At 73.3% G+C, this 25,999-nt stretch carries 18 protein-coding genes; 10 read left to right on the top strand and 8 right to left on the bottom strand.

Going from position 1 to position 25,999, the window contains the following annotated elements; all coding sequences use genetic code 11:
* The first annotated feature begins 118 nt into the window (after positions 1–118).
* From IAG42_RS07380 to IAG42_RS07370, 3 genes are all read left to right on the top strand, one after another.
* Complete coding sequence (locus tag IAG42_RS07380; RefSeq protein WP_223205892.1) at positions 119–1,537, top strand: DNA-3-methyladenine glycosylase 2 family protein; 1,419 nt, start codon at positions 119–121, stop codon at positions 1,535–1,537.
* Positions 1,530–2,033 carry a methylated-DNA--[protein]-cysteine S-methyltransferase gene (locus tag IAG42_RS07375; protein ID WP_188336225.1) on the top strand — a complete coding sequence of 168 codons (504 nt, stop codon included), beginning with the start codon at positions 1,530–1,532 and terminating at the stop codon, positions 2,031–2,033. Before IAG42_RS07380 ends, IAG42_RS07375 begins: the two co-directional genes overlap by 8 nt.
* A 179-nt stretch (positions 2,034–2,212) precedes the next feature.
* The gene (locus tag IAG42_RS07370; protein WP_188336224.1) at positions 2,213–2,854 is read left to right on the top strand and encodes a YceI family protein; all 642 of its coding nucleotides are present in this window, start codon (positions 2,213–2,215) and stop codon (positions 2,852–2,854) included.
* Positions 2,855–2,867: 13 nt separating this feature from the next.
* Here the strand turns inward: IAG42_RS07370 and IAG42_RS07365 are convergent, their stop codons facing one another.
* The 3 genes from IAG42_RS07365 to IAG42_RS07355 all read right to left on the bottom strand — a co-directional run bounded on the left by IAG42_RS07365 (position 2,868) and on the right by IAG42_RS07355 (position 6,904).
* Positions 2,868–5,198: a glycosyl hydrolase family 95 catalytic domain-containing protein gene (locus tag IAG42_RS07365; protein WP_188336223.1), complete on the bottom strand. Its 2,331-nt coding sequence runs from the start codon at positions 5,196–5,198 to the stop codon at positions 2,868–2,870.
* 152 nt (positions 5,199–5,350) lie between these two features.
* Positions 5,351–5,833 carry a DUF456 domain-containing protein gene (locus IAG42_RS07360; protein WP_188336222.1) on the bottom strand — a complete coding sequence of 161 codons (483 nt, stop codon included), beginning with the start codon at positions 5,831–5,833 and terminating at the stop codon, positions 5,351–5,353.
* Between the two features lie 90 nt (positions 5,834–5,923).
* A complete protein-coding gene (locus tag IAG42_RS07355) occupies positions 5,924–6,904 on the bottom strand; it encodes a helix-turn-helix transcriptional regulator (RefSeq protein ID WP_188336221.1) in 981 nt (326 codons plus the stop codon).
* A 197-nt stretch (positions 6,905–7,101) separates the two neighbouring features.
* Between IAG42_RS07355 and IAG42_RS07350 the strand changes: the two genes are divergently transcribed.
* The 3 genes from IAG42_RS07350 to IAG42_RS07340 all read left to right on the top strand — a co-directional run bounded on the left by IAG42_RS07350 (position 7,102) and on the right by IAG42_RS07340 (position 14,245).
* Complete coding sequence (locus IAG42_RS07350) at positions 7,102–10,848, top strand: S8 family peptidase (protein WP_188336220.1); 3,747 nt, start codon at positions 7,102–7,104, stop codon at positions 10,846–10,848.
* Positions 10,849–10,995: 147 nt separating this feature from the next.
* A complete protein-coding gene (locus IAG42_RS07345; RefSeq protein WP_188336219.1) occupies positions 10,996–12,408 on the top strand; it encodes a protein phosphatase 2C domain-containing protein in 1,413 nt (470 codons plus the stop codon).
* Between the two features lie 91 nt (positions 12,409–12,499).
* Positions 12,500–14,245, top strand: a complete 1,746-nt coding sequence (locus tag IAG42_RS07340; protein ID WP_188336218.1) for a pyruvate dehydrogenase — start codon at positions 12,500–12,502, stop codon at positions 14,243–14,245.
* 6 nt (positions 14,246–14,251) lie between these two features.
* Here the strand turns inward: IAG42_RS07340 and IAG42_RS07335 are convergent, their stop codons facing one another.
* Positions 14,252–17,314 (bottom strand): alpha-mannosidase, encoded by a 3,063-nt coding sequence (locus IAG42_RS07335; protein ID WP_188336217.1) that lies wholly within the window; start codon positions 17,312–17,314, stop codon positions 14,252–14,254.
* A gap of 225 nt (positions 17,315–17,539) precedes the next feature.
* Between IAG42_RS07335 and IAG42_RS07330 the strand changes: the two genes are divergently transcribed.
* The gene (locus IAG42_RS07330; protein WP_223205891.1) at positions 17,540–17,995 is read left to right on the top strand and encodes an ATP-binding protein; all 456 of its coding nucleotides are present in this window, start codon (positions 17,540–17,542) and stop codon (positions 17,993–17,995) included.
* Between the two features lie 39 nt (positions 17,996–18,034).
* Here the strand turns inward: IAG42_RS07330 and IAG42_RS07325 are convergent, their stop codons facing one another.
* Both IAG42_RS07325 and IAG42_RS07320 read right to left on the bottom strand, forming a co-directional pair.
* Positions 18,035–19,123, bottom strand: coding sequence for a DUF2637 domain-containing protein (locus tag IAG42_RS07325; RefSeq protein WP_188336215.1), 1,089 nt, complete (start codon positions 19,121–19,123; stop codon positions 18,035–18,037).
* A gap of 211 nt (positions 19,124–19,334) precedes the next feature.
* Positions 19,335–20,189, bottom strand: coding sequence for a (2Fe-2S)-binding protein (locus IAG42_RS07320; RefSeq protein WP_188336214.1), 855 nt, complete (start codon positions 20,187–20,189; stop codon positions 19,335–19,337).
* A gap of 146 nt (positions 20,190–20,335) precedes the next feature.
* Here IAG42_RS07320 and IAG42_RS07315 point away from each other — a divergent pair, with 146 nt between their 5' ends.
* On the top strand, positions 20,336–21,127 hold the full coding sequence (locus IAG42_RS07315; protein ID WP_188336213.1) for a GntR family transcriptional regulator: 792 nt from the start codon (positions 20,336–20,338) through the stop codon (positions 21,125–21,127).
* 466 nt (positions 21,128–21,593) lie between these two features.
* On the opposite strand, the gene IAG42_RS07310 is transcribed toward IAG42_RS07315, so the two are convergent.
* Complete coding sequence (locus IAG42_RS07310) at positions 21,594–22,370, bottom strand: hypothetical protein (RefSeq protein WP_188336212.1); 777 nt, start codon at positions 22,368–22,370, stop codon at positions 21,594–21,596.
* Positions 22,371–22,520: 150 nt separating this feature from the next.
* Positions 22,521–24,203: a PucR family transcriptional regulator gene (locus IAG42_RS07305; protein ID WP_188341234.1), complete on the bottom strand. Its 1,683-nt coding sequence runs from the start codon at positions 24,201–24,203 to the stop codon at positions 22,521–22,523.
* Positions 24,204–24,521: 318 nt separating this feature from the next.
* Between IAG42_RS07305 and IAG42_RS07300 the strand changes: the two genes are divergently transcribed.
* On the top strand, positions 24,522–25,412 hold the full coding sequence (locus tag IAG42_RS07300) for an FAD binding domain-containing protein (protein WP_188336211.1): 891 nt from the start codon (positions 24,522–24,524) through the stop codon (positions 25,410–25,412).
* A complete protein-coding gene (locus IAG42_RS07295) occupies positions 25,412–25,996 on the top strand; it encodes a (2Fe-2S)-binding protein (protein WP_188336210.1) in 585 nt (194 codons plus the stop codon). Before IAG42_RS07300 ends, IAG42_RS07295 begins: the two co-directional genes overlap by 1 nt.
* The last annotated feature ends 3 nt before the right edge of the window (positions 25,997–25,999 follow it).

The following is a 25,999-nucleotide window of genomic DNA, read 5'->3' as shown; positions in this document are numbered from 1 at the left end:
GCGCGGGGAACTGCGCGAGAAGCCCCACCGGCCCGCAGCCCGCGACGAGACCGCGAGCCCCACCCCCGTGTCCGATTTCCGCCAGCCCCACCCCGGAGGGCCCGGCAAAATGGGACGCATGGGTACTGAAGAAGACACCCGCTACGAAGCAGTCCGCAGCCGCGACGCCCGGTTCGACGGTGAGTTCTTCTTCGCCGTGCGGACCACCGGGATCTACTGCCGGCCCAGCTGCCCCGCCGTCACCCCGAAGCGCCAGAACGTGCGCTACTACGCCACGGCCGCCGCCGCCCAGAGCTCGGGTTTCCGGGCCTGCCGCCGGTGCCGGCCGGACGCCGTGCCCGGGTCGGCGGCCTGGAACGTACGGGCCGACGTCGTCGGGCGCGCGATGCGCCTGATCGGCGACGGGGTCGTGGACCGGGAGGGCGTCGGCGGGCTCGCCGGCCGGCTCGGCTACAGCGCGCGGCAGGTCCAGCGCCAGCTGACCGCCGAACTGGGCGCAGGCCCGGTCGCCCTCGCCCGCGCCCAGCGCGCCCACACGGCCCGCCTCCTGCTCCAGACGACCCCGCTGCCGGTCACCGAGATCGCGTTCGCCGCCGGGTTCGCGAGCGTGCGGCAGTTCAACGACACCATCCGCGAGGTCTACGCCCGCACCCCGACCGAGCTGCGCGCCGACGCCCCCGAGCGCGGCCGCGCCGTCGCCGGGGTCGCCGGGATCCCCCTCCGGCTCGCCCACCGCGGCCCCTACCGCGCCGGGCCGGTCTTCGACCACCTCGCCCGTGAACGCGTCGACGGGATCGAGGAGTTGACGGGGGAGCCCGGGACGCGTGTGTTCCGGCGCACGCTGCGGCTGCCGTACGGCACCGGCATCGTGTCCGTCGACGAGGCCGCCCACGAACAGTCCGGCACCCTCGCCGAGCACCGCGGCGGCTGGCTCGACGCCCGCATCCACCTCACCGACCTGCGTGACCTGACGACCGCCGTCGGACGCCTGCGCCGCCTGTTCGACCTCGACGCCGACCCGTACGCGATCGACGAGCGGCTCGGCGCCGACCCGGGGCTCGCCCCGCTGGTCGCCGCCCGGCCCGGCCTGCGCTCGCCCGGGGCCGCCGACGCCGAGGAGTGCGCCGTGCGGGCCGTCGTCGGGCCGCAGGAGGCGGCGCGGCTCGTCGAGCGGTACGGGAAACGGCTCGACGCGCCCTGCGGCGGGCTCGACCGCGTCTTCCCGGCGCCGGACGAGCTGGTCGGCGAGGGCGGCACACTCGGCGCCCTCGCCCGCGTGCTCGCCGACGGGACCCTGCGCCTGGACCCCGGGGCCGACCGCGACGACGCCGAGGACGTGCTGCGCACCCTGCCCGGCATCGACGCCCGCACGGTCGCCCTGATCAGGATGCGCGCCCTCGGCGACCCCGACGTGACCGTGCCGGGCGATCCGGTCGGTCCGGCCGGGGGCGACGCCTGGCGGCCGTGGCGTTCCTACGCCCGTCAGCACCTTCTCGTAGAAAGCTCGTGGAAAGAAAGTGGGAAGCATCGTGAGTGACCAGAACGCGCAGCCGACCGTGTACTACGCGACCTTTCCGAGTCCGCTCGGGGAGCTGCTGCTCACCGGGGACGCCGGCGGGGCGCTGACCTCGCTGTCGGTGCCCGGGCAGAAGGGCGGGCGGAGCGTGGGGGAGGGGTGGGTGCGCGACCAGACGCGGTTCGCGGAGGCGGGGCGGCAGCTGGCGGCCTACTTCGCCGGTGAACTCAAGGAGTTCCGGCTGGAGTTGAGGCCCGAGGGGACCGAGTTCCGGCGCAGGGTGTGGGACGCGCTCGACGACGTGCCGTACGGCGCCACCACCACCTACGGCGAGGTCGCCGCCCGGATCGGCGCCTCGCGCGCCGCCGTCCGCGCGGTCGGCGGCGCGGTCGGCGCGAACCCGCTGCTCGTCCTGCGGCCCTGCCATCGCGTCATCGGCGCCGACGGTTCCCTCACCGGGTACGCGGGCGGCCTCGAACGGAAGGTCCAGCTGCTGACCCTGGAGGGCGGCATCTGAGCGCGGGATCACCATGAGTGAGGGGCGGCCACCCCGCCGTACATCCACACTCATGGTGGTTCTGTGCATCTTTGCAGGCGAGGGGATGGAAGCCGGACGAGGGCGCCCATCTCGCTGAGAGCCCCCGCGGCCCCGCGTGATAACACGGAGTGACCAATTCCGAAGGGGGCCTCGCGCTCATGGGTATCTTCAGCCGTCGTCGGACCGAGACGCTCGAACCGGACACGCCGGCCGGTGGCGGCGTCGCCACGCTCGACCTCGATCCCTCGCTGCGCAGGCTGACCGGGAACTGGGTCATCGACCGCCCGCACAGCCGCATCGGGTTCTCCGTCCGGCACGCCATGGTGACCACGGTGCGCGGCGCGTTCGCGGACTACGACAGCAGCATGTACTTCGACGGGGCCCGCCCCGAGGAGTCGCGCGCCGAGCTCGTCATCCGGGTCGCCAGTGTCGACACGGGCGTCGAGCAGCGCGACGCGCACATCGCGGGCACCGACTTCTTCGACGCCCGCCGCTTCCCGGAGATGTCCTTCCGCAGCACCTCCACGGTGCACAACGGTGGCGAGACCTTCCTCATGCGGGGCGATCTCACCATCCGCGACGTCACCCGCCCCGTCGATCTGCAGCTCGACTATCTCGGCTCCGTCCTCGACCCGTTCGGCATCGAACGGGCCGGGTTCGACGGGACCACCACCATCGACCGCACCGACTGGGGCCTGGTCTACAACCAGCGCCTGGAGGCGGGCGGCACGATGGTGAGCGAGAAGGTCCGCCTCCAGTTCGACATCTCGGCGATCCGCGCGCCCCAGCCGGAGCGGTAGCCGGACGCCGGAGTCACGCGGGCAGGCCCCAGCGCGGGGCCGGCGCGTTGGGCGCGACGGGGGCGACCGTCAGGTCCGGCCGGTCGCCCGCCGCCGTCACCAGCGCGGAGGCGCCCTTCGGGAGCCGGATCCGGATCGCGCCGTCGCCCGCGTCCTCGTGGGGCAGCGGCCGGCCCGCGCCGTCGCGGACCTCGACCGGGCCCGCGATGCCGTGCCGCACCACGCACGGCGCGCCCGCCTCGCTGACCAGCCGCACCCAGCGGGTGACGCCCCGCTCGCGGACCGCGCTCAGCAGGAAGGCGCCCTGGGTGCGGAAGCCGTGCACGGTCAGGTCCGTCCAGGCGGCGGGCAGCGCCGGGAAGACGCGGATCGTGCCGCCCCAGGACTGGCACACCATGTCGTGCAGGGACTGGGCGGCGGACAGCGGCGTCTCGATCACCGGGCCCGTCTCCTTGTACATGGTGTTCGCCTGGATGAAGCGGCTCATCAGCTGCCCCAGGTACTTCAGCGCGTCGTCGCCCTTGCCGAGCAGCGCCGACATCGACGCGGCGCCCGTGAACGTGTAGCCCTGGAGGGCGCCCTCGAAGCCGACCCAGTGCGCGAGGGACTTCTCGATCAGGGCCCGCTCGTCGGCCGCGGCGCCCGTCAGCTCGTACAGCGGGTACACGGCGAGCAGGTGCGAGTAGTGGCGGTGCGACTTCGCGAAGGGGATGTCGGCGCCGATCATGAAGCCGTTCGCGTCCGTCGGGTACGGGACCCGCTTCGCGAGCACCTCGCGCCAGCGCGGTGCCAGCGCGTCGTCGATCCCGAGGGTCTCCACCGCTTCGAGGAGCGTGCGGCAGCCCCAGCTCAGCAGCATCAGGTCGTAGTTGCAGTCGCGGGTGTTGCCGCCGTACTCGGGGGAGTAGGTCGCCGGCAGGTGCAGCCTGCCGTCCGCGCCCGGCTCCAGGAAGTGCAGGTAGTAGTTCACGGCCTTGCGCAGCAGCGGGTACAGGACGTCGCGCAGGATCGCCTCGTCCATGGTGTGGCGGTAGCTGAGCCACACGTTGTGCAGCGCCCAGGTGAGGTTGCCGACCTCGGGGGTGGGCGGGTCCTGGCCGGGGACGCCGACTCCGTAGCCCTGCGCGTTGCTGGTTGCGCCGCCGTTGACGAGCCGGGCGTCGGTCGTGCGGGGGACGCCGAGGGAGTCGGCGCGGTAGGCGGGCGCCATCTCGGCGGTCAGGTTCTCGCGGAACTCGCCGAGCGCGCGGGTCACCGCGTCGAGCTCCAGGTGGTTCGAGCCGTGGATCAGCCAGTACTCCAGCTGCACGTTCAGGTTCCACCAGGTCGCGGGCCACGGTGTCGGCTCCAGCCAGGGCCCGCAGGTCGCCATGACCGGGGCGTCACGGCGGGCCGCCGACGCCGTCTTGTACAGCTGGATCCAGTAGAAGCGCTGGATCCGCGCGTCCGGCACCGACAGGAAGCTCTTGCGGTAGTACGCGCGCCACCAGGCTCGGTGCGGAGCGGCCAGGGTGTCGTACGGGAGCTGCGCGGCGGCCCGTACGTCCGCCAGGGCGCGGTCGCGGGCCGTCGCCGACGGGAACGAGTGGCGGACGCCGGCGTACAGGGTGCGGCGCTCACCCTGAGTGACCTCCCGCCAGGCCGTGACGTGCTCGCCGCCGGACAGCAGCGACTGCACGGCGGCCTCCGTACCGTCCTCGTACGTGGAGACCTGTGCGGGCGGATTGCCCTGGTAGCCGGCGGGGGTCGGCTGGAACGCGGTGCGGGGGCTCTTCGCGTCGGCCGGGTGGAAGACCCAGCGGAAGCCGCGCTCGCCCTCGCTCGGGACGACCTCCACGGCGAGCACGGAGCGGCTGGTGTGGACGTGGGCGCGCAGGCGCAGGGTGCCCCTGTCGGTGGTGAGGGTGCCGGTCAGCTCGGCGTCGCGCAGGCCGAGCCGCCAGTCGAGGCCGGTGATCGTGCCGGCGGGCTCCAGGGTGAAGTGGCCGATCGGGAGGCGGGCCAGGCCGAAGAGGGAGCCGAACTCGGGGCGGTGGTCCTGCACCTCGGAGTGCTGGACGTTGAACCGTACGGCGTTCTTGCCGGGCTCCTGGTAGACGCCGCTGCCCAGGAAGCCGTTGCCGAGGTACGGGCCCTCGTACCAGGTCTTCGGCATCCGCCGCCAGACGAGGTCGGCGTCGTCCAGGACGGTGCGCCAGGCGTCGGGGTCCGCGGTCACGGAGTCCGGGGTGCCCGCTCCGGCCGGGGACGCCTGGGCGGGCAGGGCGCCCGCCCCTGCGACGAGTGCCGCACCGCCCAACGCGGATCCGGTGGCGAGCACGGTGCGGCGGGACGGTCTGGGCATGACGCCTCCTGGCGGCCGAATTCATCGGAGCTGTCCACTGCCGCAAGGTAGAGATGGGGCGTGAGTGCGTCAATACGCAGGGATAGATCCGATGGATCCGATGGATGACGAGGAGGCAAGGCGCCCGCCCGCTCCTGTCGCTCCCGCCCGGCTCAGCCCCAGATGACCGCGCCGAGCCAGGCCGCCACGATCAGCAGGCACGCGAACAGTTCGGCCAGCACGCTGGAGCCCCCGGCCCGCATGGCCGTCCGCGTCGACGCCTTCGCGTCCCCGTGCCCGCCGAGCCGCAGCCGCTCCGAGACGTAGATCCCGCCGATGAACCCCGGGATCGCGCCGATCACCGGGATCACACAGAAGCCGACCAGCGCCCCGAGACCCATCCAGACCGAGAGTCTGCGGGTGGCGCCCGCCTGCCGCAGCCGGCGCGGCGGCAACTGCCAGCGCAGCACCTGGGAGGCGAGCAGCACCGCCGTGGCGCCGACCAGGACGCCCCAGGCGAGCCCGCTCTGGTCCCGCAGCGCCCATACGGCCACCGCGGCCCACACCAGCCACGAGCCGGGCACACCTGGCACCAGCACTCCGCACACGCCGAGCGCCATCACGGCTCCGACCAGCAGGAGTTCCCACGCTCCCATGAGGTCAGGTTGCCATGATCAAGCTCCCCCGGCGATCTAGAAGGCCCCGGCCGAAGCCCTCGTCCGTCGTCCCGCCCCCGCCGGAGGCGGTCAGCGGGACACCCAGCCCCGCTCGTACGCGTGCCACCCCAGCTGCAGCCGGGTCGTCACGCCTGCCAGTTCCATCAGGCGCTTCACGCGGCGCTGGACCGTGCGCAGCCCCAGGTCCAGTTGTTTGGCCACGCTCGCGTCGGTGAGGCCGGCGAGGAGGAGGGAGAGGATCTCCAGGTCCGCGTCGTCGGGGCCGTCGGGGCCCTCCTCCGTCACGGCGCCGCTCGCGCCGAGCCGCAGCGGCAGCGCCTGGCGCCACACCGCCTCGAAGAGGCCGCTCAGCGATTCGAGGAGCCCGCTCGCGTGCACCACCAGCGCGGCCGGCTCCGAGGTCTGCGAGGTCAGCGGCACCAGGGCGAGCGCCCCGTCGGCGATCACCAGCTTCGTCGGCACCCGGTCCACGACCCGTACCTCCTCGTCCCGGCCGATCGCCGCGGACAGCTCGGTCAGGCCCATCGGCAGCGAGAGCACCCCCCGCTCGACCACCACCCGGTAGCGCACGCCCCGGCTGACGGCCTGCGGCTCCGCCTCGTTCTCCATCCCGGAGACCGCGATGGGGTTCCCGGTCACGAGCGCGCACACCTCCTCGGCCGCGCCCAGCTGGATCTGCAGGAAGCGCTGCGAGACCGCCGCCGCCCCCGTGACCACCTCGACCAGGTCGTGCACCGCGGGCTGCGCGTCCTGCGCCCGGAACTCCTCGGCGAGCATCGCCGCCGCCAGCTCGGCCTTGTCCAGCTCGTGCCGGCGCTGGGTGAGCAGCGCACCGAGGGCGACCCCGGGCGGCGCCGCCACCCACCGGCCGGGCCGCCCCGAGGACTGGGCGGCGAGCCCGTGCCGCTCGAGCCGGCGCAGCGCCCGCTCCGTGTCGTACTCCGCGAGGGCGAGCCGCCGCGCCAGGTCCGGCACCTCGGCCGCGCCCACCGCCACCAGCGCGCGGTACGCCGACTCGTGCACCTCGTCCAGACCTATCGCACCCAACATCCGTGTGACGCCCCTCCCCGGCTGTCCGTTCCGTCACCCCCGTGGCGGGAAAGAGCCACGGCACAAACCCGCCGCGCCCATCTTCCCCTGTACCGGCGACGACTCTGCCAAGGTCATGCCACCGCAGCATCAACACCCGCCGGGAATACGCGGTTTGCCCCGTATTCACCTGCGCATTCATGTGGGGAGAGCGAGCGATGCGTCCGATATCGCGTGGGGTCCTGGGCACGGCGACCGCCGTGGTCCTGGCCGTCACGGCGGCCGTTCCGTCCGGGGCCGCGGAGGGGGCGGCCCCGGACGGCGGACGGCCCCTGACCGGCAGCCCGGCCGCTGCCGGCAAGGGCACGACCGCCACCGTCACCCTGGTCACCGGCGACCGCGTCCAGGTCACCACCGCGGCCGACGGCACCACCACCGCCACGGCCCTGCCCGCCGACGCCGGCAGCACCCCGCTGCTCCAGACCCGGCAGTCCGGCAAGAACCTCTACGTGTACCCGGGCGGCGCCGTCGAGGCGCTCGCCGCCGGACGCGTCGACGAGGAGCTCTTCAACGTCACCGGCCTGATCCGGCAGGGCTACGACGACGCGCACAGCGAGACGCTGCCGCTGATCGCCACCTACGACCGGTCGGTCGACGTGCGGCGCGCCGTGCCCGCCACCCCGCGCGGCGCCGAACGCGGCCAGGTCCTCGAACCGGTCGACGGCGTCGCCCTCAAGGCCGACAAGAAGAAGGCCGCCGCCTTCTGGGCCGACCTCACGAACCCGAAGTCCCGCAGCACCGGCGATCTTGAGAAGCTGTGGCTCGACGCCAAGGTCGAGGCCCTGCTCGACCGGTCGACCAAGCAGGTGAACGCCGACCAGGCCTGGGCCGCCGGATACGACGGCAAGGGCACCAAGGTCGCCGTCCTCGACACCGGCGTCGACGCGGAACATCCCGACCTCAAGGGCCGGATCGCCGAGTCGAAGAACTTCACCGACTCCGCCGACACCGACGACCACCACGGTCACGGCACCCACACCACGTCCACCGTCGGCGGCTCCGGCGCCGCGAGCGACGGAAAGAAGAAGGGCGTCGCCCCCGGCACGTCCCTCCTGCACGGCAAGGTCCTCAACGACTACGGCGAGGGCGCCACCTCCTGGATCATCGCCGGCATGCAGTGGGCCGTCGACCAGAAGGCCGACGTCGTCTCGATGAGCCTCGGCAACCCGTCCGAGCTCGACTGCTCCGACCCCATGGCGCAGGCCACACAGGAACTCGCCCGGTCCGCGAAGGACACCCTCTTCGTCATCGCCGCGGGCAACTCCGGCCCGGGCAACAACACCGTGTCCTCGCCCGGCTGCGTCCCCGAGGTCCTCACCGTCGGCGCCGTCGACCGCGACGACTCCACCGCCGACTTCTCCAGCCGCAGCCCCGTGCGGCGCACCCACACCCTGAAGCCGGAGATCGCCGCCCCCGGCGTCGCCATCTCCGCAGCCGCCGCGGGCGGCCGGGGCGTGTACGCGTACCAGTCCATGAGCGGTACGTCGATGGCCACCCCGCACGTCGCGGGCGCCGCCGCCGTCGTCAAGCAGCGCCACCCCGACTGGAGCGCACGGCAGATCAAGGAGGCGCTCGTCTCCTCCGCGAAGTCCGGCATCCCCGGCGACGTCCGGGAGACCGGCGGCGGACGCCTCGACGTGAAGGCCGCCATCGACCAGAAGGTCATCGGCACGGACGCCGTCCAGGGCGGCACCTTCACCTGGCCGCAGAGCGACGCCGACCGCACCGACGTCACGGTGCCGTACACCAACACCACCGACAAGCCGGTGCAGTTGAAGCTGTCCGTCGACCGCGTCACGGGCAACGACGGCTCCGCCGTCCGCAGCCGGATCGCCAGGCTCGGCGACCGCACCGTCACCGTCCCCGCGGGCGACACCGTCAAGGTCCCGCTGACCCTCGACCCGGGCGCCGCGCTCAAGGCCGCCCAGTACGGCGACGTCACCGGCCGCGTCCTCGCCACCGGCCCCGGCGGGACACACATCAGCACACCGTTCGCGCTGTACGTGGAGCCCGAGACCGTCACCCTGAAGGTCAAGATCCTCGACCGGCGCGGCGAACCCGCCGCCGGCAGCACCTCCGTCGACCTCATCGGCACCGACGACGCGTCCGGCGAACGCCGCTTCAACGACGGCGCCACCGAGCAGACCTACCGGATCCGCCCCGGCGCCTACTTCCTGTCGAGCTTCGTCGAGACGCCCACCGCGACCGGCACCGCCGCCGACTCCGCGACCTTCCTCGGCCGCCCGCAGCTGGACATCACCAAGGACACCACCGTCGTCCTCGACGCCCGCGAGGCCCACCGGCTCGGCATCCGCACCGAACGGCCCACCGAAGTGCGCGGCGCCACCCTCGGGTTCGCCCGCACCTGGGACACCTGGCTGCACGCGGCCACCGTCCAGGGCGGCCGCGGCCTGAACGCCTACTACGCCGACGTGCGCGGCCGCGCCCAGGACGGCACCTTCGAGTTCGACAGCTTCTGGCGCGCCGCCGCGCCCCAGATCACCGAACTCGCCGTCGAGGGCGGCCCCGTGCTGCACCCGACGACCGGCTCCACCAACTCCATGAACCTCGACGGCGAGGACTCCGCCCGCATCGTCGACGGAAAGAGCGGAACGGCCGAGGAACTCGCCGCGGCCAAGGGTGAGTTGGCGCTCGTCAAGCTGCCCGAGGGAGGCTCCGTGAGCACCCTCGCGCGGACCGCCGCCAAGGCCGGCGTCAAGGGGCTCGTCCTCTACCGCGAGGCGGCCGGCCGCTGGTACCCGAGCGTCGGCTTCGTCGGCGGACCGCTCCCGGTCCTCGCCCTGGAGACCGCCGAGGGCACGGACCTCGCCGCGCGCGTCGCCGCCGGAGAGGCCACCCTGCGCTGGAAGGCGACCGCCAAGAGCCCGTACGTGTACACGCTGGCCTTCCCCGAGAGCCAGGTCCGCACCGACCGCGTCTACCGGGTCCGCGACCGCGACCTCGCCACGAACCGGGCGACCTACCGCGGCATGGGCACCACCGCCGACTACGTCGACCTGCCCTCGATGGTCCGCCCGAGCGGACTGACCGCGAGCTTCGGCGAGTTCGCCACCGTGCCCGCCCCGTTCACCCGCACCGAGCTGTACTCCGGCGGCACCACCGGCTACGGCCACATGGTGTCCAGCAGCTTCCCCTGGGGCGAGTTCATGGTCGACCCGGTGCGCACCTACAAGAAGGGCGAGCGGCGCACCGAGGAGTGGTACGGCGGGGTCGTCGCCCCGACCACCCCGCTCGACGGCGCCGGGAAGCAGGTGCTCGCCGCCGAACGCCAGGGCGACCTGATCGGGGTCGCGCCCGGCTTCTGGGGCGACGGCGAACACTTCGGCATGCAGGGCTCGTTCGGCGACCTGGGCAGCATGACGCTCAAGGCCGACGGCAAGCTGATCGGGCAGAGCGCGTGGCCGTCCGGGGTCTTCGAGGTGCCGTCCGAGGACGCCGCGTACGAGATGACCCTGAACACGATGAAGCTGGACAACAGCGGGGTCTGGAAGCGGTCCGCGCAGACCACGACCACCTGGTCCTTCCGTTCCCACCTCGACGAGAACGTCTACTCGCAGGGCATCCCGCTCCTCTTCCCGCACCTCACGCTCCCCGAGGACGGCCTGAAGACGCTTCCCGCGCAGGACGGTCAGCGGATCGGCCTCTCGGTCACCGGCCACACCGGCTACACGCCGGGCGAGCTCACGAAGGCCGCCGTCTCCTACTCGTACGACGACGGGCAGACCTGGACGGAGGCGACGACGGCGCGCAAGGACGGCGCCTGGACCGCGACCGTGGACCACACCGGCGCCACGGGCAAGCAGGTCACGCTGAAGGTCGCCCTGACCGACGCGAAGGGCAACGCGGTCACCCAGACCGTCAACCGCGCCTACGACGTGCGCTAGCACGCCGCTCGAAGGTTCGACGCGTCACCTGAACCGGTCCGCCGGGCGTCCCTCCCGTGGGGGGTGGGGCCGCCCGGCGGACCATTTTCGTGCCCGAATTTCCTGATGCCCCGTTTTCGTACGCCCCGTGCTGTGGACAATAAGGGCATGAGTCAGCAGGGGGACAGGCCCACCGGTCGACCGCTCCAGGAGGACGACTGGTGGGGGCAGTTGTACGAGAACGAGCGCGCCGCCGACGACACCGGCCCCACCCCGGCGGCCGACACCCTCGACGACCGCTTCGCCTCGGCCGGCGCGCTCTCGAAGTCGCCGCCGGGCGAGACCGGGGAGCCGGAGGAGCGCGTCCCCGAAGCGGGCGGCTTCGGAGTCCGCACCTTCGTGCCCGGCCCGGTCCCGCCGCCCCGTGCCGTGACGGAGGCGGCGCAGGCGGCCGAGGCGGCGGCGGAAGCGCCTGCCGCCGAACCCGAACGCGAGCCCGAAACCGGGCCCGTCGCGGTCGAGCCCGAGCCCGTCGCCGTCGAACCCCGGCCCGTCGCCGTCGAGCCCGAGCCCGCCGCACCCGACCCCGTCGCACCCGCACCCGACCCCGCCCCGATCGCCTACGTCGGGGACGGCCCGCCCACCTACGACGCCGAGCCCACCGCGCTGCCCGCCGCCGACCCCGAGGACCTCGACGACCTCGTCGCCGACACCGTGCTCGACGGCGCCCGCTACGGGACCTGCACCCTGCGGGCCGTCTCCGTGCGCGGGGACTCCGCCCGCTACCGGGGCGAGCCGAGACGGGACAGCCTGCTCACCGCGCGGTTCGGCAGCGGGGCCGGGGCGCTGATCCTCGTCGCCATGGCCACCGGCACCCGCGCCGCCCCGGGCGCGCACCGCGCCGCCGCCGAGGCCGTCGACTGGATCGGGCGGGCCGTCGGGCTCAGCCACGCCCGGCTCGCCGACGACATCCGCACCGGACGCCGCGGCGACCTCAAGTCGGGTCTGCACCGGCTCACCGACCGCAGCCTCGGCAGGCTGCGGGCCGGCGCCGCCGAGCAGGGCCTGGACCCCGACGCGTACTCCGCGACCCTGCGCTGCCTGCTCGTCCCCGCCGACCCCCGCTGCCGCACCCGCGTCTTCTTCGGGGTGGGCGGCGGCGGCCTGTTCCGGCTGCGCGACGGCGACTGGCAGGACATCGAGCCGAGCGTCGCCGAACAGCGCACCGGCGCCCCCGTCGTCGGGTTCGGGGCGGCGCCCCCGGAAGCGACCCCCGAGGGCGACCGGCTCACCATGGACCTCGGCATCACCACCCCGCCCAGCCCCTACGAACCGGCCCCCGAGCCGCCCCGCGACCCCTTCCTGTTCCGCGCCTCCGTCGCCCGACCGGGTGACACCCTGCTGCTGTGCTCCGCCGGCCTCGCCGAACCGCTGCGCGGCGAGCCCGGACTGGCCCGCCATCTCGCGGGCCGCTGGGCGCACGACGAGCCGCCGGGCCTCACCGCGTTCCTCGCCGACACCCAGGTCCGGGTGAAGGGATACGCCGACGACCGCACCGCCGCGGCCGTCTGGGAGGCGTGACCGGGAGGCGGGACGGCGCCCCGTGTGCCTCCATGGAACCTGGACAGAAGCGGGCATACAGCGATCTGGGTTCCGAAGGGGCGCGTGAGTCATGGCCAAGCAGAACGTCGCCGAGCAGTTCGTCGACATCCTCGTCCGCGCGGGCGTCGAGCGCATGTACGGAGTCGTCGGCGACAGCCTGAACCCGGTCGTCGACGCCATCCGCCGCAACAGCGCCATCGACTGGATCCACGTGCGGCACGAGGAGACCGCCGCGTTCGCGGCCGGCGCGGAGGCGCAGATCACCGGCAGGATGACCGCCTGCGCCGGCTCCTGCGGGCCCGGCAACCTGCACCTCATCAACGGCCTGTACGACGCGCACCGCTCGATGGCCCCCGTCCTGGCGCTCGCCTCGCACATCCCCTCCAGTGAGATCGGCCTCGGCTACTTCCAGGAGACCCACCCCGACCGGCTCTTCCAGGAGTGCTCGCACTACAGCGAGATGATCTCCAGCCCGAAGCAGATGCCGCGCGTGCTCCAGACCGCCATCCAGCACGCGGTCGGCCAGTCGGGCGTCAGCGTCGTCACCCTGCCGGGCGACGTCGCGGACCAGCCGGCGCCGGAGCGGTCCGTCGAGACCGCGATCGTCACCTCGCGGCCCACCATCCGGCCCGGCGACGCCGAGATCGACAAGCTCGTCGAGATGATCGACGAGGCGGAGAAGGTCACCCTGTTCTGCGGCAGCGGCACCGCGGGCGCGCACGCCGAGGTCATGGAGTTCGCCGGGAAGATCAAGTCCCCGGTCGGCCACGCGCTGCGCGGCAAGGAGTGGATCCAGTACGACAACCCGTACGACGTCGGCATGAGCGGCCTGCTCGGCTACGGCGCCGCCTACGAGGCCACCCACGAGTGCGACCTGCTGATCCTGCTCGGCACCGACTTCCCCTACAACGCGTTCCTGCCGCAGAAGGACGTCAAGATCGTCCAGGTCGACGTGCGGCCCGAGCACCTCGGCCGCCGCTCCACCCTCGACCTCGCCGTGTGGGGCGACGTCCGCGAGACGCTGCGCTGCCTCGTCCCGCGCGTGAAGCCGAAGGAGAACCGGCGCTTCCTCGACAAGATGCTGAAGAAGCACGCCGACCACCTCGAGGGCGTCATCAAGGCCTACACCCGAAAGGTCGAGAAGCACGTCCCGATCCATCCCGAGTACGTCGCCTCCGTCCTCGACGAACTCGCCGCCGAGGACGCCGTGTTCACCGTCGACACCGGCATGTGCAACGTGTGGGCCGCCCGCTACATCTCGCCCAACGGCCGCCGCCGCGTCATCGGCTCCTTCTCGCACGGCTCGATGGCGAACGCGCTGCCGATGGCCATCGGCGCCCAGTTCACCGACCGCGGCCGCCAGGTGATCTCCATGTCCGGGGACGGCGGCTTCTCCATGCTGATGGGCGACTTCCTCACCCTCGTCCAGTACGACCTGCCCGTGAAGGTCGTCCTGTTCAACAACTCCTCCCTCGGCATGGTCGAGCTGGAGATGCTGGTGGCGGGGCTCCCGTCGTACGGCACCACGAACAAGAACCCCGACTTCGCCGCCGTCGCCCGCGCGGCCGGCGCCTACGGGGTCCGCGTCGAGAAGCCCAAGCAGCTCGCGGGCGCCCTGAAGGACGCCTTCAAGCACAAGGGCCCGGCGCTCGTCGACATCGTCACGGACCCGAACGCGCTGTCCATCCCGCCGAAGATCAGCGCCGAGATGGTCACCGGCTTCGCCCTGTCCGCCTCCAAGATCGTGCTCGACGGGGGAGTGGGCCGCATGGTGCAGATGGCCCGCTCCAACCTCCGCAACGTGCCCCGGCCCTGACCCACCTCACGCCGGCCGCAGCCGCAGCGTCAGGATCTGGAACGGCCGCAGGTCGAGCGTGAGCCCGCGGTCCGAGGTGGCGGCGGGCCGCAGCGGCCGTTCCAGCAGGTCCGTCTCGTCGGCGCCCGCCACCGGGAACGAGGCGGTCAGCGTGGCCGAGGCGCGCCCGCCGCGCGACTCGTAGAGCCGTACGACCACATCCCCGCTCCGGTCCTCCGCGAGCTTGACCGACTCGATCGTCACCGCCGGGTCGTCGACCGACACCAGCGGCGCGAGCGCGGGCGCCGGCGCGACCCGCAGCGGCAGATTGAGCGCCAGCCCCTCCGCGACCGCGTCGCCCGTGCCCGCCCCCGGCAGCAGCGCGTACGTGAAGCGGTGCGTGCCGAGGTCCGTCTCCGGATCGGGGCTGTGCGGGGCCCGCAGCAGCGTCAGCCGGACCGTGGTGCCGAGCCCCCGCTCGTGCGGGGTCCGCGTCACGTCGTGCCCGTACGTCGAGTCGTTGAGCAGCGCCACGCCGTAGCCGTCCTCCGCGACCCGCAGCCAGCGGTGGGCGCAGATCTCGTAACGGGCCGCGTCCCAGCCGGTGTTGGCGTGCGTCGCCCGGTGGACGTGGCCGAACTGGATCTCGGCGGCCGACCGCTCCGCGTGCACGTCCAGCGGGAACGCCGCCTTCAGGACCTTCTCCGACTCCTGCCAGTCCACGTCCGTGAGCACGTCGAGCCGCCGGCTGCCCGCCGCGAGCCGGTACTCCTGCGTGATCCGCGACGCCCCGAAGCTCCGCACCACCCGCACCGCGACCCGCAACGGCCCCTCCTCCACCAGCTCCACCGACTCGGCCTCGGTGAGATCGGTGCGGGTGTGCCGGTAGTGCGCGTCCAGGTCCCAGGCGTCGTACTGCGTCGGATGGTCGGGGTGCAGCTGGAGCAGGTTCCCGCGCGCGCCGGGCGCGAGGACCTCCCGGCCGCCGCGGTCCAGGTCGCGTACGGAGGCGAGCAGCCCGTCGCGGTCCACGGTGACCGTCAGATGCTCGTTGGCCAGGACGATCGCCCCGTCGTCGACCGTCGCCGCCGCGTGCGCGCCCGGCCCGTGCGGGGTCGTGGCGTCCGCGTCCAGCGGCCGCGCGCCGAGCCCGTCCACGTCCACCCGCACCAACTGCCCGTCGTACGCCACGACTTCACGGCGCGGATACGGTGACGCGTTCAGCACGGCGGGCCCGCCCCCGCCGAGCCGCCCCACCGCCCGCGCCGTGATCCCGTCCAGCTCCGCCAGCACCCGCGCGTACGTCTCCCGCGCCTCCCGGTGCACCCACGCGATCGAGGACCCGGGCAGGATGTCGTGGAACTGGTGCAGCAGCACCGTCTTCCAGATCCGGTCCAGATCCTCGTAGGGATAGGCGTACGAGGGATCGCGCAGGGCGGCGGCCGCGCACCACAACTCCGCCTCCCGCAGCGCGTGTTCGGACCTCCGGTTGCCCTGCTTGGTCTTGGCCTGCGTCGTGTAGGTCGCGCGGTGCATCTCCAGATACAGCTCGCCGGACCACACCGGGGCCCGCTCCCCGTACTCGGCGTACGCGGCCTCGAAGAACGCGCCGGGCTTCTCGATCTCGACGCGCGGGGAGCCCTCCAGGGAGCGCAGCCGGCGTGCCTTCTCCAGCATCTCGCGGGTCGGACCGCCGCCGCCGTCGCCCCAGCCGAACGGTACGAGGGAGTGCGAGGCCGCGCCCTTCTCCGCGAAGTTCCGCTCCGCGTGGGCGAGTTCGGCCGCGTGGAACTGGGAGTTGTAGGTGTCCACCGGAGGGAAGTGGGTGAAGACGCGGGTGCCGTCGATGCCCTCCCACCAGAAGGTGTGGTGCGGCATCTTGTTCGTCTGGTTCCAGCTCAGCTTCTGCGTGAGGAACCACTTCGCGCCCGCGAGCCGCGCCAGCTGGGGGAACGCGGCCGTGTACCCGAAGGAGTCCGGCAGCCAGATCTCCTCCGTCTCGACGCCCAGCTCCTCCAGGAAGAACCGCTTGCCGTGGACCAGCTGCCGGGCCAGCGCCTCGCCGCCCGGCATGTTCGCGTCCGACTCCACCCACATCGAGCCGACCGGCGCCCAGTTGCCGTCCGCCACCGCCTTCTTGATCCGCTCCCAGATGTGCGGCTGGTGCTCCTTCACCCACGCGTACTGCTGGGCCTGCGAGCACGCGAAGACCAGCTCGGGGTAGTCGCGGGCCAGCGCCGTGACGTTGGCGAAGGTGCGGGACGCCTTGCGGACCGTCTCGCGCAGCGGCCACAGCCAGGCCGAGTCGATGTGCGCGTGCCCCGCAGCCGAGACCCGGTGGGCGCTCGCGTGCGCGGGCCGGGCCAGCACCTCGGCCAGCTCGGCGCGGGCGGCCGCCGCCGTGCCCGGCACGTCGTGCAGATCGAGCGTGTCGAGCATCCGCTCCAGGGCGCGCAGGATCTCGTGGCGGCGGGCCCGGTCCGGGTCCAGCTCGTGCATCAGCTCCGTGAGCACCTCGACGTCGAGCACCAGGTGCCACACGTTCTCGTCGAGGACCGCGAGATCGGCGGAGCGGAACCGGTACAGCGGCCGGTCGCCGGCCGTGCGCACGTCACCGAGGAACGTCGGCTCGAAATCGCGCAGGACCGCCGGATTGGCGGCCGCCTCCAGCAGCAGGTGCACCGGCTCGCCGCCCGCCGCCCGCTCGGCGACCGTCAGATGGCGGTTGCGCGGATGGATGCCCTTGAGGGGGACGCCCGAGGCGTCGTACAGCAGCCCTTCGGCCTGGAACCCGGGGCCGTCCCCGCTGAAGCCGGGGTCCACGACCACCTCGACGTGCCGCCCCGCCCACGCCTCGGGCACCTGACCGGACAGCCGGAACCAGCTCGTCGACCAGGGCCTGCCCCAGGCGGTGCCGGGCTCGAAGGGCGCGTACGTCCCCGCCAGCGCCTCGGCCACCGGGACCGGCTCGCCGGGAGCGTGCCACACGCTCAGGGACAGCGGGACCTTGTCGCGGTACTGGGCCGGGCGCACGAACTGGCGCATCGCCCGCTCCAGGCGGCCTTCCACGAGGTGTCGGTCGTCGTGCACGGCGGCTCCTTCTTCCCGGTCTTCCCGATGTCCGGATCCTTCCCCGGGCTTCCCTACCCGGACGAAGTGGTGGACGAATCAACAAGAGTGCGGACAGGGCACATGGGCATGCATTGCGTGTACGCGTTCGAGAACAGACCGGGTGGGACGAGTCCAGAGCGAGGAAGGCACCGGGATCGGCGTGTGGGCGGGGGAATGGGACGGCAGGCACGAGGGGGCTCACCGGTGAGTGTCGGGAGCACCACGACGACAGCCAGACAGGACGCGAAATCCGCGGAGGAGGAGGAAGCGCGCCAGCTCAGACGCACCCTGGGCCGGGCGGACCTGAAGGCCGTGCCCGAGACCCGTCGGGCGGTGCGCGAACTGCTGCGGCACTGGGGCGATCCCGGACAGTCGGAGATCGCCGAGCTGCTGACCAGCGAACTCGTCACGAACGCGCTGGTGCACACGGACCGCGAGGCGGAGATCACCGCGACCGTGCGGCCCGACGGGCTGCGGGTCGAGGTCAGGGACTACACGGGACGCAGGCCCGAACCGCGCGCACGGCCCGCCGACGACGGCACGCACGGCCGGGGCCTGTTCCTCGTGGAGTCGCTCGCCGACGCGTGGGGCGTGAGCGCGCCGGGCCCCGGCGATCCGGGCAAGGTCGTGTGGTTCGAACTGACCGGTGACGCCGCCTGACCACGGGGTCGGGCGGCGTCACCGGCGCGGGACCTGGCGTCAGCCGAACTGCTGCTCCAGGTCCTTGAGCTTCTGCTCGAGGGTGTCGAGCCGCGGCAGGGCCTGCGTGTCGTCCTCCGCCGTGAGGTCGACGGTCACCGCCGGCTTCTGGTCAGCGCCTCCTTTGACGGCTTGCAGCGAGGGCCGCGCGCGCAGCGGCAGCTGTTCCTGCGAGGGCTGGGTCCCCGGCGATATGGCGGGCTCCGCGCCGCCCTGAGGGGCGCCGCCGCCCGCCGTCACGGCCGGCACCGCCGACGCCTCGGCCTCCGGGGCGTCGGCCCGGCTCAGATACGTGCGGTGTCCGCGGCTGAGCGCCCGCAGCTGCGCGCGCTCCAGCTTCTCGTGCTCGCGCCGCCGCGTCCGCTCCTGGGCCTTCTCCCGCTTGTCCTCGCGCACCTCGTCCACGGCCTCGTCCAGCGTCCGCACGTTCTCCAGGAGCATCAGCGACCAGGCGCTGTACGTCTCCCGGGGCGCGCGCAGCCACCGGACGATCCGGATCTGCGGCAACGGCCGCGGCACCAGGCCCTGTTCGCGCAGCGCCGCGCGGCGCGTCTGCTTCAGGGCGCGGTCGAAGAGCACCGCCGCCGACAGGGACATCCCCGCGAAGAAGTGAGGCGCGCCCGCGTGGTCGAGGCCGCGCGGCGCGTGCACCCAGTTGAACCAGGCGGCGGCGCCGGCGAACGTCCACACGAGTATGCGCGAGCCGAGCGCGGCGTCGCCGTGGCTGGCCTCGCGCACCGCGAGCACCGAGCAGAACATGGCGGCGCCGTCGAGCCCGAAGGGGACGAGGTACTCCCAGCCCCCGGACAGGTTCAGGTTCTGCCGGCCGAAGCCGACCAGGCCGTGGAAGGAGAGCGCGGCGGCGACCGCGGCACAGCAGAACAGGAGCAGATAGGAGGCCGTGCCGTACAGGGCCTCCTTGCGCCTGCGGCGCTCCTCGCTGCGCTCCCACGACTCGTCGGCCGAAGCGCCTTTCTTGCCGTCCCCGGCGCGCCTGCCGCGCGCGAGCACCGCCACCGCCGCCAGCATGCCCAGGAGCAGTACGGCGCCGGGAAGCAGCCAGTCCAGCGATATGTCGGTCAGTCTCATCTGGGGTCCCTTGCAATCGCGATAGGGCGTTTCGGGCGCCATATTGGCCCAGCGGTCCGAGCCCGCAGGGGGGATTCGGGACAAGAGAACGCCATTGGAGTGCAAGGGGGCGCGCAAAATGGCCGTACGCTCGAACTCCCGCCTCAAGGATGAGAGTTGAGTTCGATTCCCCTCACTCGAACGGGTGGTTCGGGTGAGGGGTGGTTGCGGTTCAGGCCGCGGCGGTCGCCGTCAGCTTCGTGACGCGGTCCGCGTCGCAGGTCCGCGGGCAGGTCACACAGGTGTCCTCGGGGCGCAGCGTGTAGAAGAGGCAGCAGCTCGCCCGGTCGCGGGTCGGCAGCGGCCGGCCGTCGGGTCCGGCCAGCTCACGGAACGCGGCCTTGCCGACGTACGGCTTGGTCGTGCCCGGCAGCAGTTCGGCCAGCTCCGTCATCGCGCGGCGCTCCTCGCCGAGCAGATGGCCGACGTACCAGAGGCCCTCGACGATCTCGTCCGTCGCCATGCCCCACAGGGCGCGCGGGCCGCGCCGCATCCGGGGGCCGAAACCGGTCAGGACGGGCTGGAGGTGCTCCGCGACCGCGTCCCGGACCTCGGCGCGCAGCGCCTCCTCGTCCGGGACGACCCGGGCGCCGGGCTGCGTCGCCGCCGGGTCGTCGGGCAGGCAGGCGAAATCGGTGACCCGTACGGCCATCCGGCCGAGCGTGCGCTGGAACGACACGTGCGCGGCGGGGAAGCGGGGCACCCGTCGGTGCAGGAACCAGGGGACCGTGATCAGCAGGCAGGCGGGCCAGGCGTAGCGGTGCAGGCCGAAGCTCGCGACGACGTCCGGGCGGGCCCGCTGCCCGTAGTCCTTGACGACCTGCGCGTCGTCCCAGGCGAGGAAGGCGTCGAGCGCCGCGCCGCCCTCGGCGAGCTGCTCCGTGCGGACCCAGCCGGGCTCCGCGGGCAGCGGGGCGGCGGCGTCGAGCTCGATGACGCGCAGGCTCGGGAACACCTCGGTGAGACGGGCGTACGCGGTCGAGACCGCGCTGTGCGCCGCGGCGGGCGCCGGGGTGACGAGGGTCATGCAGGGACCACCGAATCACGATCGTTTGCAGGTAAGCCTTACCTTACCCGAAGGTTTCGGGGTTTGAACTGCGGGCCGGGCGGCCTATGGTTCTGGGTTGGGTTCGGACAAATTGGCGAGGAACGGCAAGGAACGGCGGCGAGCGGATGACCGGGGTCGAGCAGGTCGGGGGGCGTGCGGCGCACGCGTCTCCGGGTTCGCCGGGTTCGCCGGCCGGCCGTGCGGCCGGGCCTGTCGCTCAGTCCGTGCCGACCGTGCCGACCGTGCCGGAGCAGAGCCGGGGCGAGCACACGCACAGCGAGCCGCCCGCGCCCAGGGTCGCCCTGCGCGGGACCGTGGAGCGGTCCTCCGTGCGGGGGCAGGTCCTCGACGGGCTGCGGGCCGCGCTGCTCTCCGGCGAGCTGGCGCCCGGCGAGGTGTACTCGGCGCCGGCGCTGGGGGAGCGGTTCGGGGTCTCGGCCACGCCCGTGCGGGAGGCGATGCAGCAGCTGGCCCGTGAGGGGGCCGTCGAAGTCGTGCCGAACCGGGGGTTCCGGGTCACGGCGCGGACGGCGCGGGAGCTCTCCGAGCTGGCCGAGGTGCGGGCGCTCGTCGAGGTGCCGGTGGTGTCGCGGCTGGCCCGGACGGTCGCGCCCGCGCGATGGAGCGGCCTGCGTCCGGCCGCGCTGGAGACCTTGGCCGCCGCCCGCGCCGGTGACATCGCCCGGTACGCCGACGCGGACCGGGCCTTTCACCGGGCGGTACTGGGCCTTTCGGGGAACGAGCAGCTCGTACGCGTCGCGGACGATCTTCGGCGCCGGGTGGTGTGGGCCGGGGTGGATCTGGTCGGTGACGCGGCGCAGCACGTGGCGCTGCTGGACGCGCTGGAGTCCCACGACCTGGCGGCCGTCTCCCTGACCCTGGCGGCCCATTACGGCCCCCACCCCACCACGATCTGACGGCACCCGTCTGCCGCGTACCGTTTCGCCCCCGACCACCGGCCGGCGGGGCTTCTCGCGCAGTTCCCCGCGCCCCTGAAGGCACACTCCGTGCGCCCCAGGGTCCACCGCCTCGCGCCCCGCGACGGAGTCGCTGATCGGGTACAGCCCCGCGCCGCTGGAAGGCACACTCCGTGCGCCCTAGGGGCCACCGGCTCGCGCCCCGCGACGGAGTCGCTGATCGGGTACAGCCCCGCGCCGCTGGAAGGCACACTCCGTGCGCCCCAGGGTCCACCGCCTCGCGCCCCGCGACGGAGTCGCTGATCGGGTACAGCCCCGCGCCCCTGAAGGCACGCTCCGTGCGCCTCGTCGGGGAAATGCGACGCGAAGCGTCTGCATTTCAGGGGCGCGGGGAACTGCGCGACCAGCCCCCACCGGCCGGTGGTCGCCCGACGAGCAGGGGGTGACGGCGCTGCGCGCGGAACGGTCAGGCCGCCGCAGGCAACGCGCTGGCCAGCCACGTCGGTACGCCGCCCAGGAGGCGGAAGAGGCGGGTCGCCTCCTCGCGGAGGCGGGCCTTCGTCTCCGGTTCGGGCTCGGCCTCGGCCAGGGAGACCAGGGCGGGCGCCGTGCCCACGAGGTAGCCGAGTTCCTCGCGCAGGCGCAGGGACTCGGCGAATCCGTGGCGGGCCTCCTTCAGCTCGCCCTCGCGGAGGGACAGGCCGGCCAGGTGCCGCCACGTGAAGGACAGGAGGAGGGCGTCGCCGTGCGCCGTCGCCCCGGCATGGGCCCGCCGGTACGCGGCCCGCGCCGCCTGCGGCGAATCCGCGAGGTTCTCCGCCATCAGCCCCCGCCGGAAGTCGAGCACCGCCCGCCGCGCCGCCCCGGGCGCGATCAGTGCGGCCGCCCGCCCGAACGCGGACCGCGCCTCGTCGACCCGGTCCCGCACCTTCAACAGCGTGGCGGCGTAGGCGAGTTGGCCGCGCTCGCAGGCAGCCGCGCCCCGCTGCTCGTCCGTCTGGGCCACCGCCTCCGCGGCCCGCAGCGCGTCCTCCGCGTCCGCCCAGCCCTGCTCCGTGTACAGGCACCGCTCCACGAACAGCGCGGCCCGCTGCAGCGCGGCGCCGGGGTCGTCGGCCGCGTGCGGCTCCAGGAGGGCCGCCGCGTCGACCCAGCAGCCGCGCGAGCGCAGCCGCCATACCGCGGTCTGGAGTGGATCGTCCGCTGGGTTCGTTCCGGTACCAGACATGGCGGTATGCGCCACGTTGCCCTCCCCGAGCACGCCATCGAGCCGAGTTGCCGTGGCGGAATCTCAGCACGGATCACGGTGCCCGGCCAAGGGGGTGGGTGAAAGATTTCACAAAGGGGTGGGGTTCCGGACGGGTCCCGTAACCGATATGGCCGTGACGCCGTGTCAGCTCATGCGCAGGGCCAGGAAGAAGTCCAGCTTGTCCTCCAGGCGGGAAAGATCACGGTTCGTCAGTTGCTCGATCCGGCCCACGCGGTAGCGCAGCGTGTTCACGTGCAGGTGGAGGCGGGAGGCGCAGCGCGTCCAGGAGCCGTCGCAGTCGAGGAACGCTTCCAGCGTCGGGATCAGCTCGGCGCGGTGCTTGCGGTCGTACTCGCGCAGCGGGTCGAGCAGCCGGGCCGTGAACGCGCGCCGCACGTCGTCCGGCACGAACGGCAGCAGCAGCACGTGCGAGGCCAGCTCCTGGTGCCCGGCCGCGCAGACCAGCCCCGTACGGGCGGCCGCGACGCGCCGGGCGTGCCGGGCCTCCTCCAGGGCGCCGCGCAGCCCCTCCGCGGAGTGCACGGCGGCGCTGACGCCGATGGTGAGCCGTCCGTCGTCCGCGAGCCCCGCCGACAGCGGAGCCCGTACGGCCGTCAGCAGCGCGTCCGCGATGAGGCCCTGCTCGGCGCCGTCGTGGTCGGTGGCCACGGCGGGCAGCGGGACCAGGGCGATCGCCTCATCGCCGCTGTGCGCGACCGCGATCCGGTCGGAGGGCTCCGGGCCCGCCGACAGCGGGTCGACGAGGATCTCCTCGAGCAGCGACTGGGCCACCTGGCCGCCCTCGAGATCGCTGTCCTGCCACTCGACGCGGGCCACGACGACCTGCCAGTGCGGGGCGGTGCCGAGCCCCGGCAGGAGCACCGGAGCGGCCACCCGCAGGCGGGCCGCGATCTCGGCGGGCGCCGCGCCCGTCTGGACCAGCTCCAGGACCTCCTGGGCGAGCCGGCGCCGCACCGTGCGCGCCGCGTCCCGCCGGTCCCGCTCGACGGAGATCAGCTGGGTGACGCCCTGGAGCAGGTCGAGCCGCTCCTCGGGCCAGTCGCCCGCGTCGGCCTCGACGGCGAGCAGCCAGTCCGAGAGCACCGTCGCGCGCACGTCGCGCCCGCCGGCGGTGGCCGCCGCGCCCCGGCCGCCGCTCCTGATCGGGAACAGCGAGTACGTCGTGCCGTCGATCGCCACCCGGTGCGGAGCGCGCCGGCCCGCCCGGGTCGCCGACAGGTGCTCGGCGGCCAGCCGCGCGCACACGGACGCGGGCAGCTCGGGCGCGGCCGCGCCGGCGCCCGCGATGGCCCGTCCGGCGGGGGAGAGCACCCAGGCGTTCAGGTCCAGGTCGCTGCCGAGCAGGTCCAGGACCACGTCCGGGCCGCCGCCGGCGGGGCCCGAGGTCATCAGGCGCCGGTGCCGGTCCACGACGGCCGCGAGGTCGCCGGCCCGCTCGCCGGACACCTGCCGCACGACGTGCTCGGTGATCGTCGCGAAGGCCACCGACTCGTTCACCGCGAACAGCGGCAGCCGGTGCCGGGCGCAGGCCTGCACCAGGTCCTCGGGCACATCTCCCAGCTCGGCCTCGCCCGCCGCCAGGGCGACGACTCCGGCAGACTGGAGAATGCGCACGAAAGGCTCGGAATCGTCGGGCCCGCGCCGCCAGGCCAGGCCCGTGAGCACCAGCTCGCCGCCGGACAGATAGCGGCTCGGATCGCGCAGATCCGTGGTCATCACGCCGCGGACCGAGCGGTCCAGCTCGTCCTCGCCGCCGAGGAGCCTGAGGCCCAGCGCGTCCGTGTCCAGCAATGCGCGCAGCCGCATGTCGTCGTCGCCGCCGATCTGTCTCGAAGTGATGCCTTCCCAGGTCCGGACGCCTGTGCCCACGGTGTCCGGAGGAAGTCGGAGGGGTTACCGATGTGCTCCGTTCATACGAATCTACAAGACACCCGTCGTGGTCAGCCAACTCCTTCATGGTTTCCGTGACTGACCCTGGCGGAGCACACGGCGGTGTACTGGGCCCACTCCACGTGAACAGCACATGAACGAGCCCCTGCGATCCGCACATCCCGTGGCTCGAACGCAGCGCACACGATCCACGCACCGCACGATCCACGAACGAGACCCAGAAGAGAGCCACTCATGGACTTCCTTCGCCCCGCCAGCTGGGAGGAGGCGCTCGCCGCCAAGGCCGAGCACCCCACAGCCGTGCCGATTGCGGGTGGCACCGATGTGATGGTCGAGATCAACTTCGACCACCGCCGACCCGAGTACCTCCTCGACCTCAACCGCATCGGTGAGCTCGGCGAGTGGGAGGTGGGCGAGGGGACGGTCCGGCTCGGCGCCTCCGTCCCGTACACCAAGATCATGGAGAACCTGCGGACCGAGCTGCCGGGCCTGGCGCTCGCCTCGCACACGGTCGCCTCCCCGCAGATCCGCAACCGCGGCGGCGTCGGCGGCAACCTCGGCACCGCCTCCCCGGCCGGTGACGCCCACCCGGCCCTGCTCGCCTCCGGCGGCGAGGTCGAGGTCGAGTCCGTGCGCGGCAGCCGCAGGATCCCGATCGACGAGTTCTACACCGGCGTGAAGCGCAACGCGCTCGCCGCCGACGAGCTGATCCGCGCCGTCCACCTCCCGAAGGCCGACGGACCGCAGCAGTACTCGAAGGTCGGCACGCGCAACGCGATGGTCATCGCCGTGTGCGCCTTCGGTCTCGCGGTCCACCCCGAGACGCGCACCGTGCGCACCGGCATCGGCTCGGCGGCCCCGACCCCGATCCGCGCCAAGGAGGCCGAGCAGTTCCTGAACGCGGCGCTCGACGAGGGCGGCTTCTGGGACAACGGCAAGATCATCACCCCGTCGGTCGCCAAGCAGTTCGCGGACCTGTGCTCCGCCGCCTGCAACCCGATCGACGACGTGCGCGGTACCGCCTCGTACCGCCGCCACGCGGTCGGCATCATGGCCCGCCGCACGCTCACCTGGGCCTGGGAGGCCTACCGCGGCACCGCCGCCGGCACGGAGGGAGTCGCGTAATGCGCGTCAATTTCACGGTGAACGGCCGTCAGCAGGAAGCCGACGACGTGTGGGAGGGCGAGTCCCTGCTCTACGTCCTGCGCGAGCGCATGGGCCTGCCTGGCTCCAAGAACGCCTGTGAGCAGGGCGAGTGCGGTTCCTGCACCGTCCGCCTCGACGGCGTCCCCGTCTGTTCCTGCCTCGTGGCGGCCGGTCAGGTCGAGGGCCGCGACGTCGTCACCGTCGAGGGTCTCGCCGACTTCGCCGCCCAGCGTTCCTGCGGCTCCCACGCCGAGGGCGGCGCCTGCGGCACCTCGCTCCAGGAGGCCCAGGGCTGGTCCGCGAAGGGCACCGACTCGCAGACCGGTGAGGGCGCCGAACTGGCCCCGATCCAGCAGGCGTTCATCGACGCGGGCGCCGTCCAGTGCGGCTTCTGCACCCCGGGTCTGCTCGTCGCCGCCGACGAGATGCTCGAGCGCAACCCCAACCCGTCGGACGCGGACATCCGCGAGGCCCTCTCCGGCAACCTGTGCCGCTGCACGGGCTACGAGAAGATCATGGACGCGGTCCGGCTCGCCGCCGCGCGCCAGTCCGAGGAGGTCTGAGGA

It is taken from the genome of Streptomyces xanthii, from assembly GCF_014621695.1.
Lineage (GTDB): Bacteria > Actinomycetota > Actinomycetes > Streptomycetales > Streptomycetaceae > Streptomyces > Streptomyces xanthii.
This window is presented reverse-complemented; position numbering and strand designations above follow the sequence as displayed.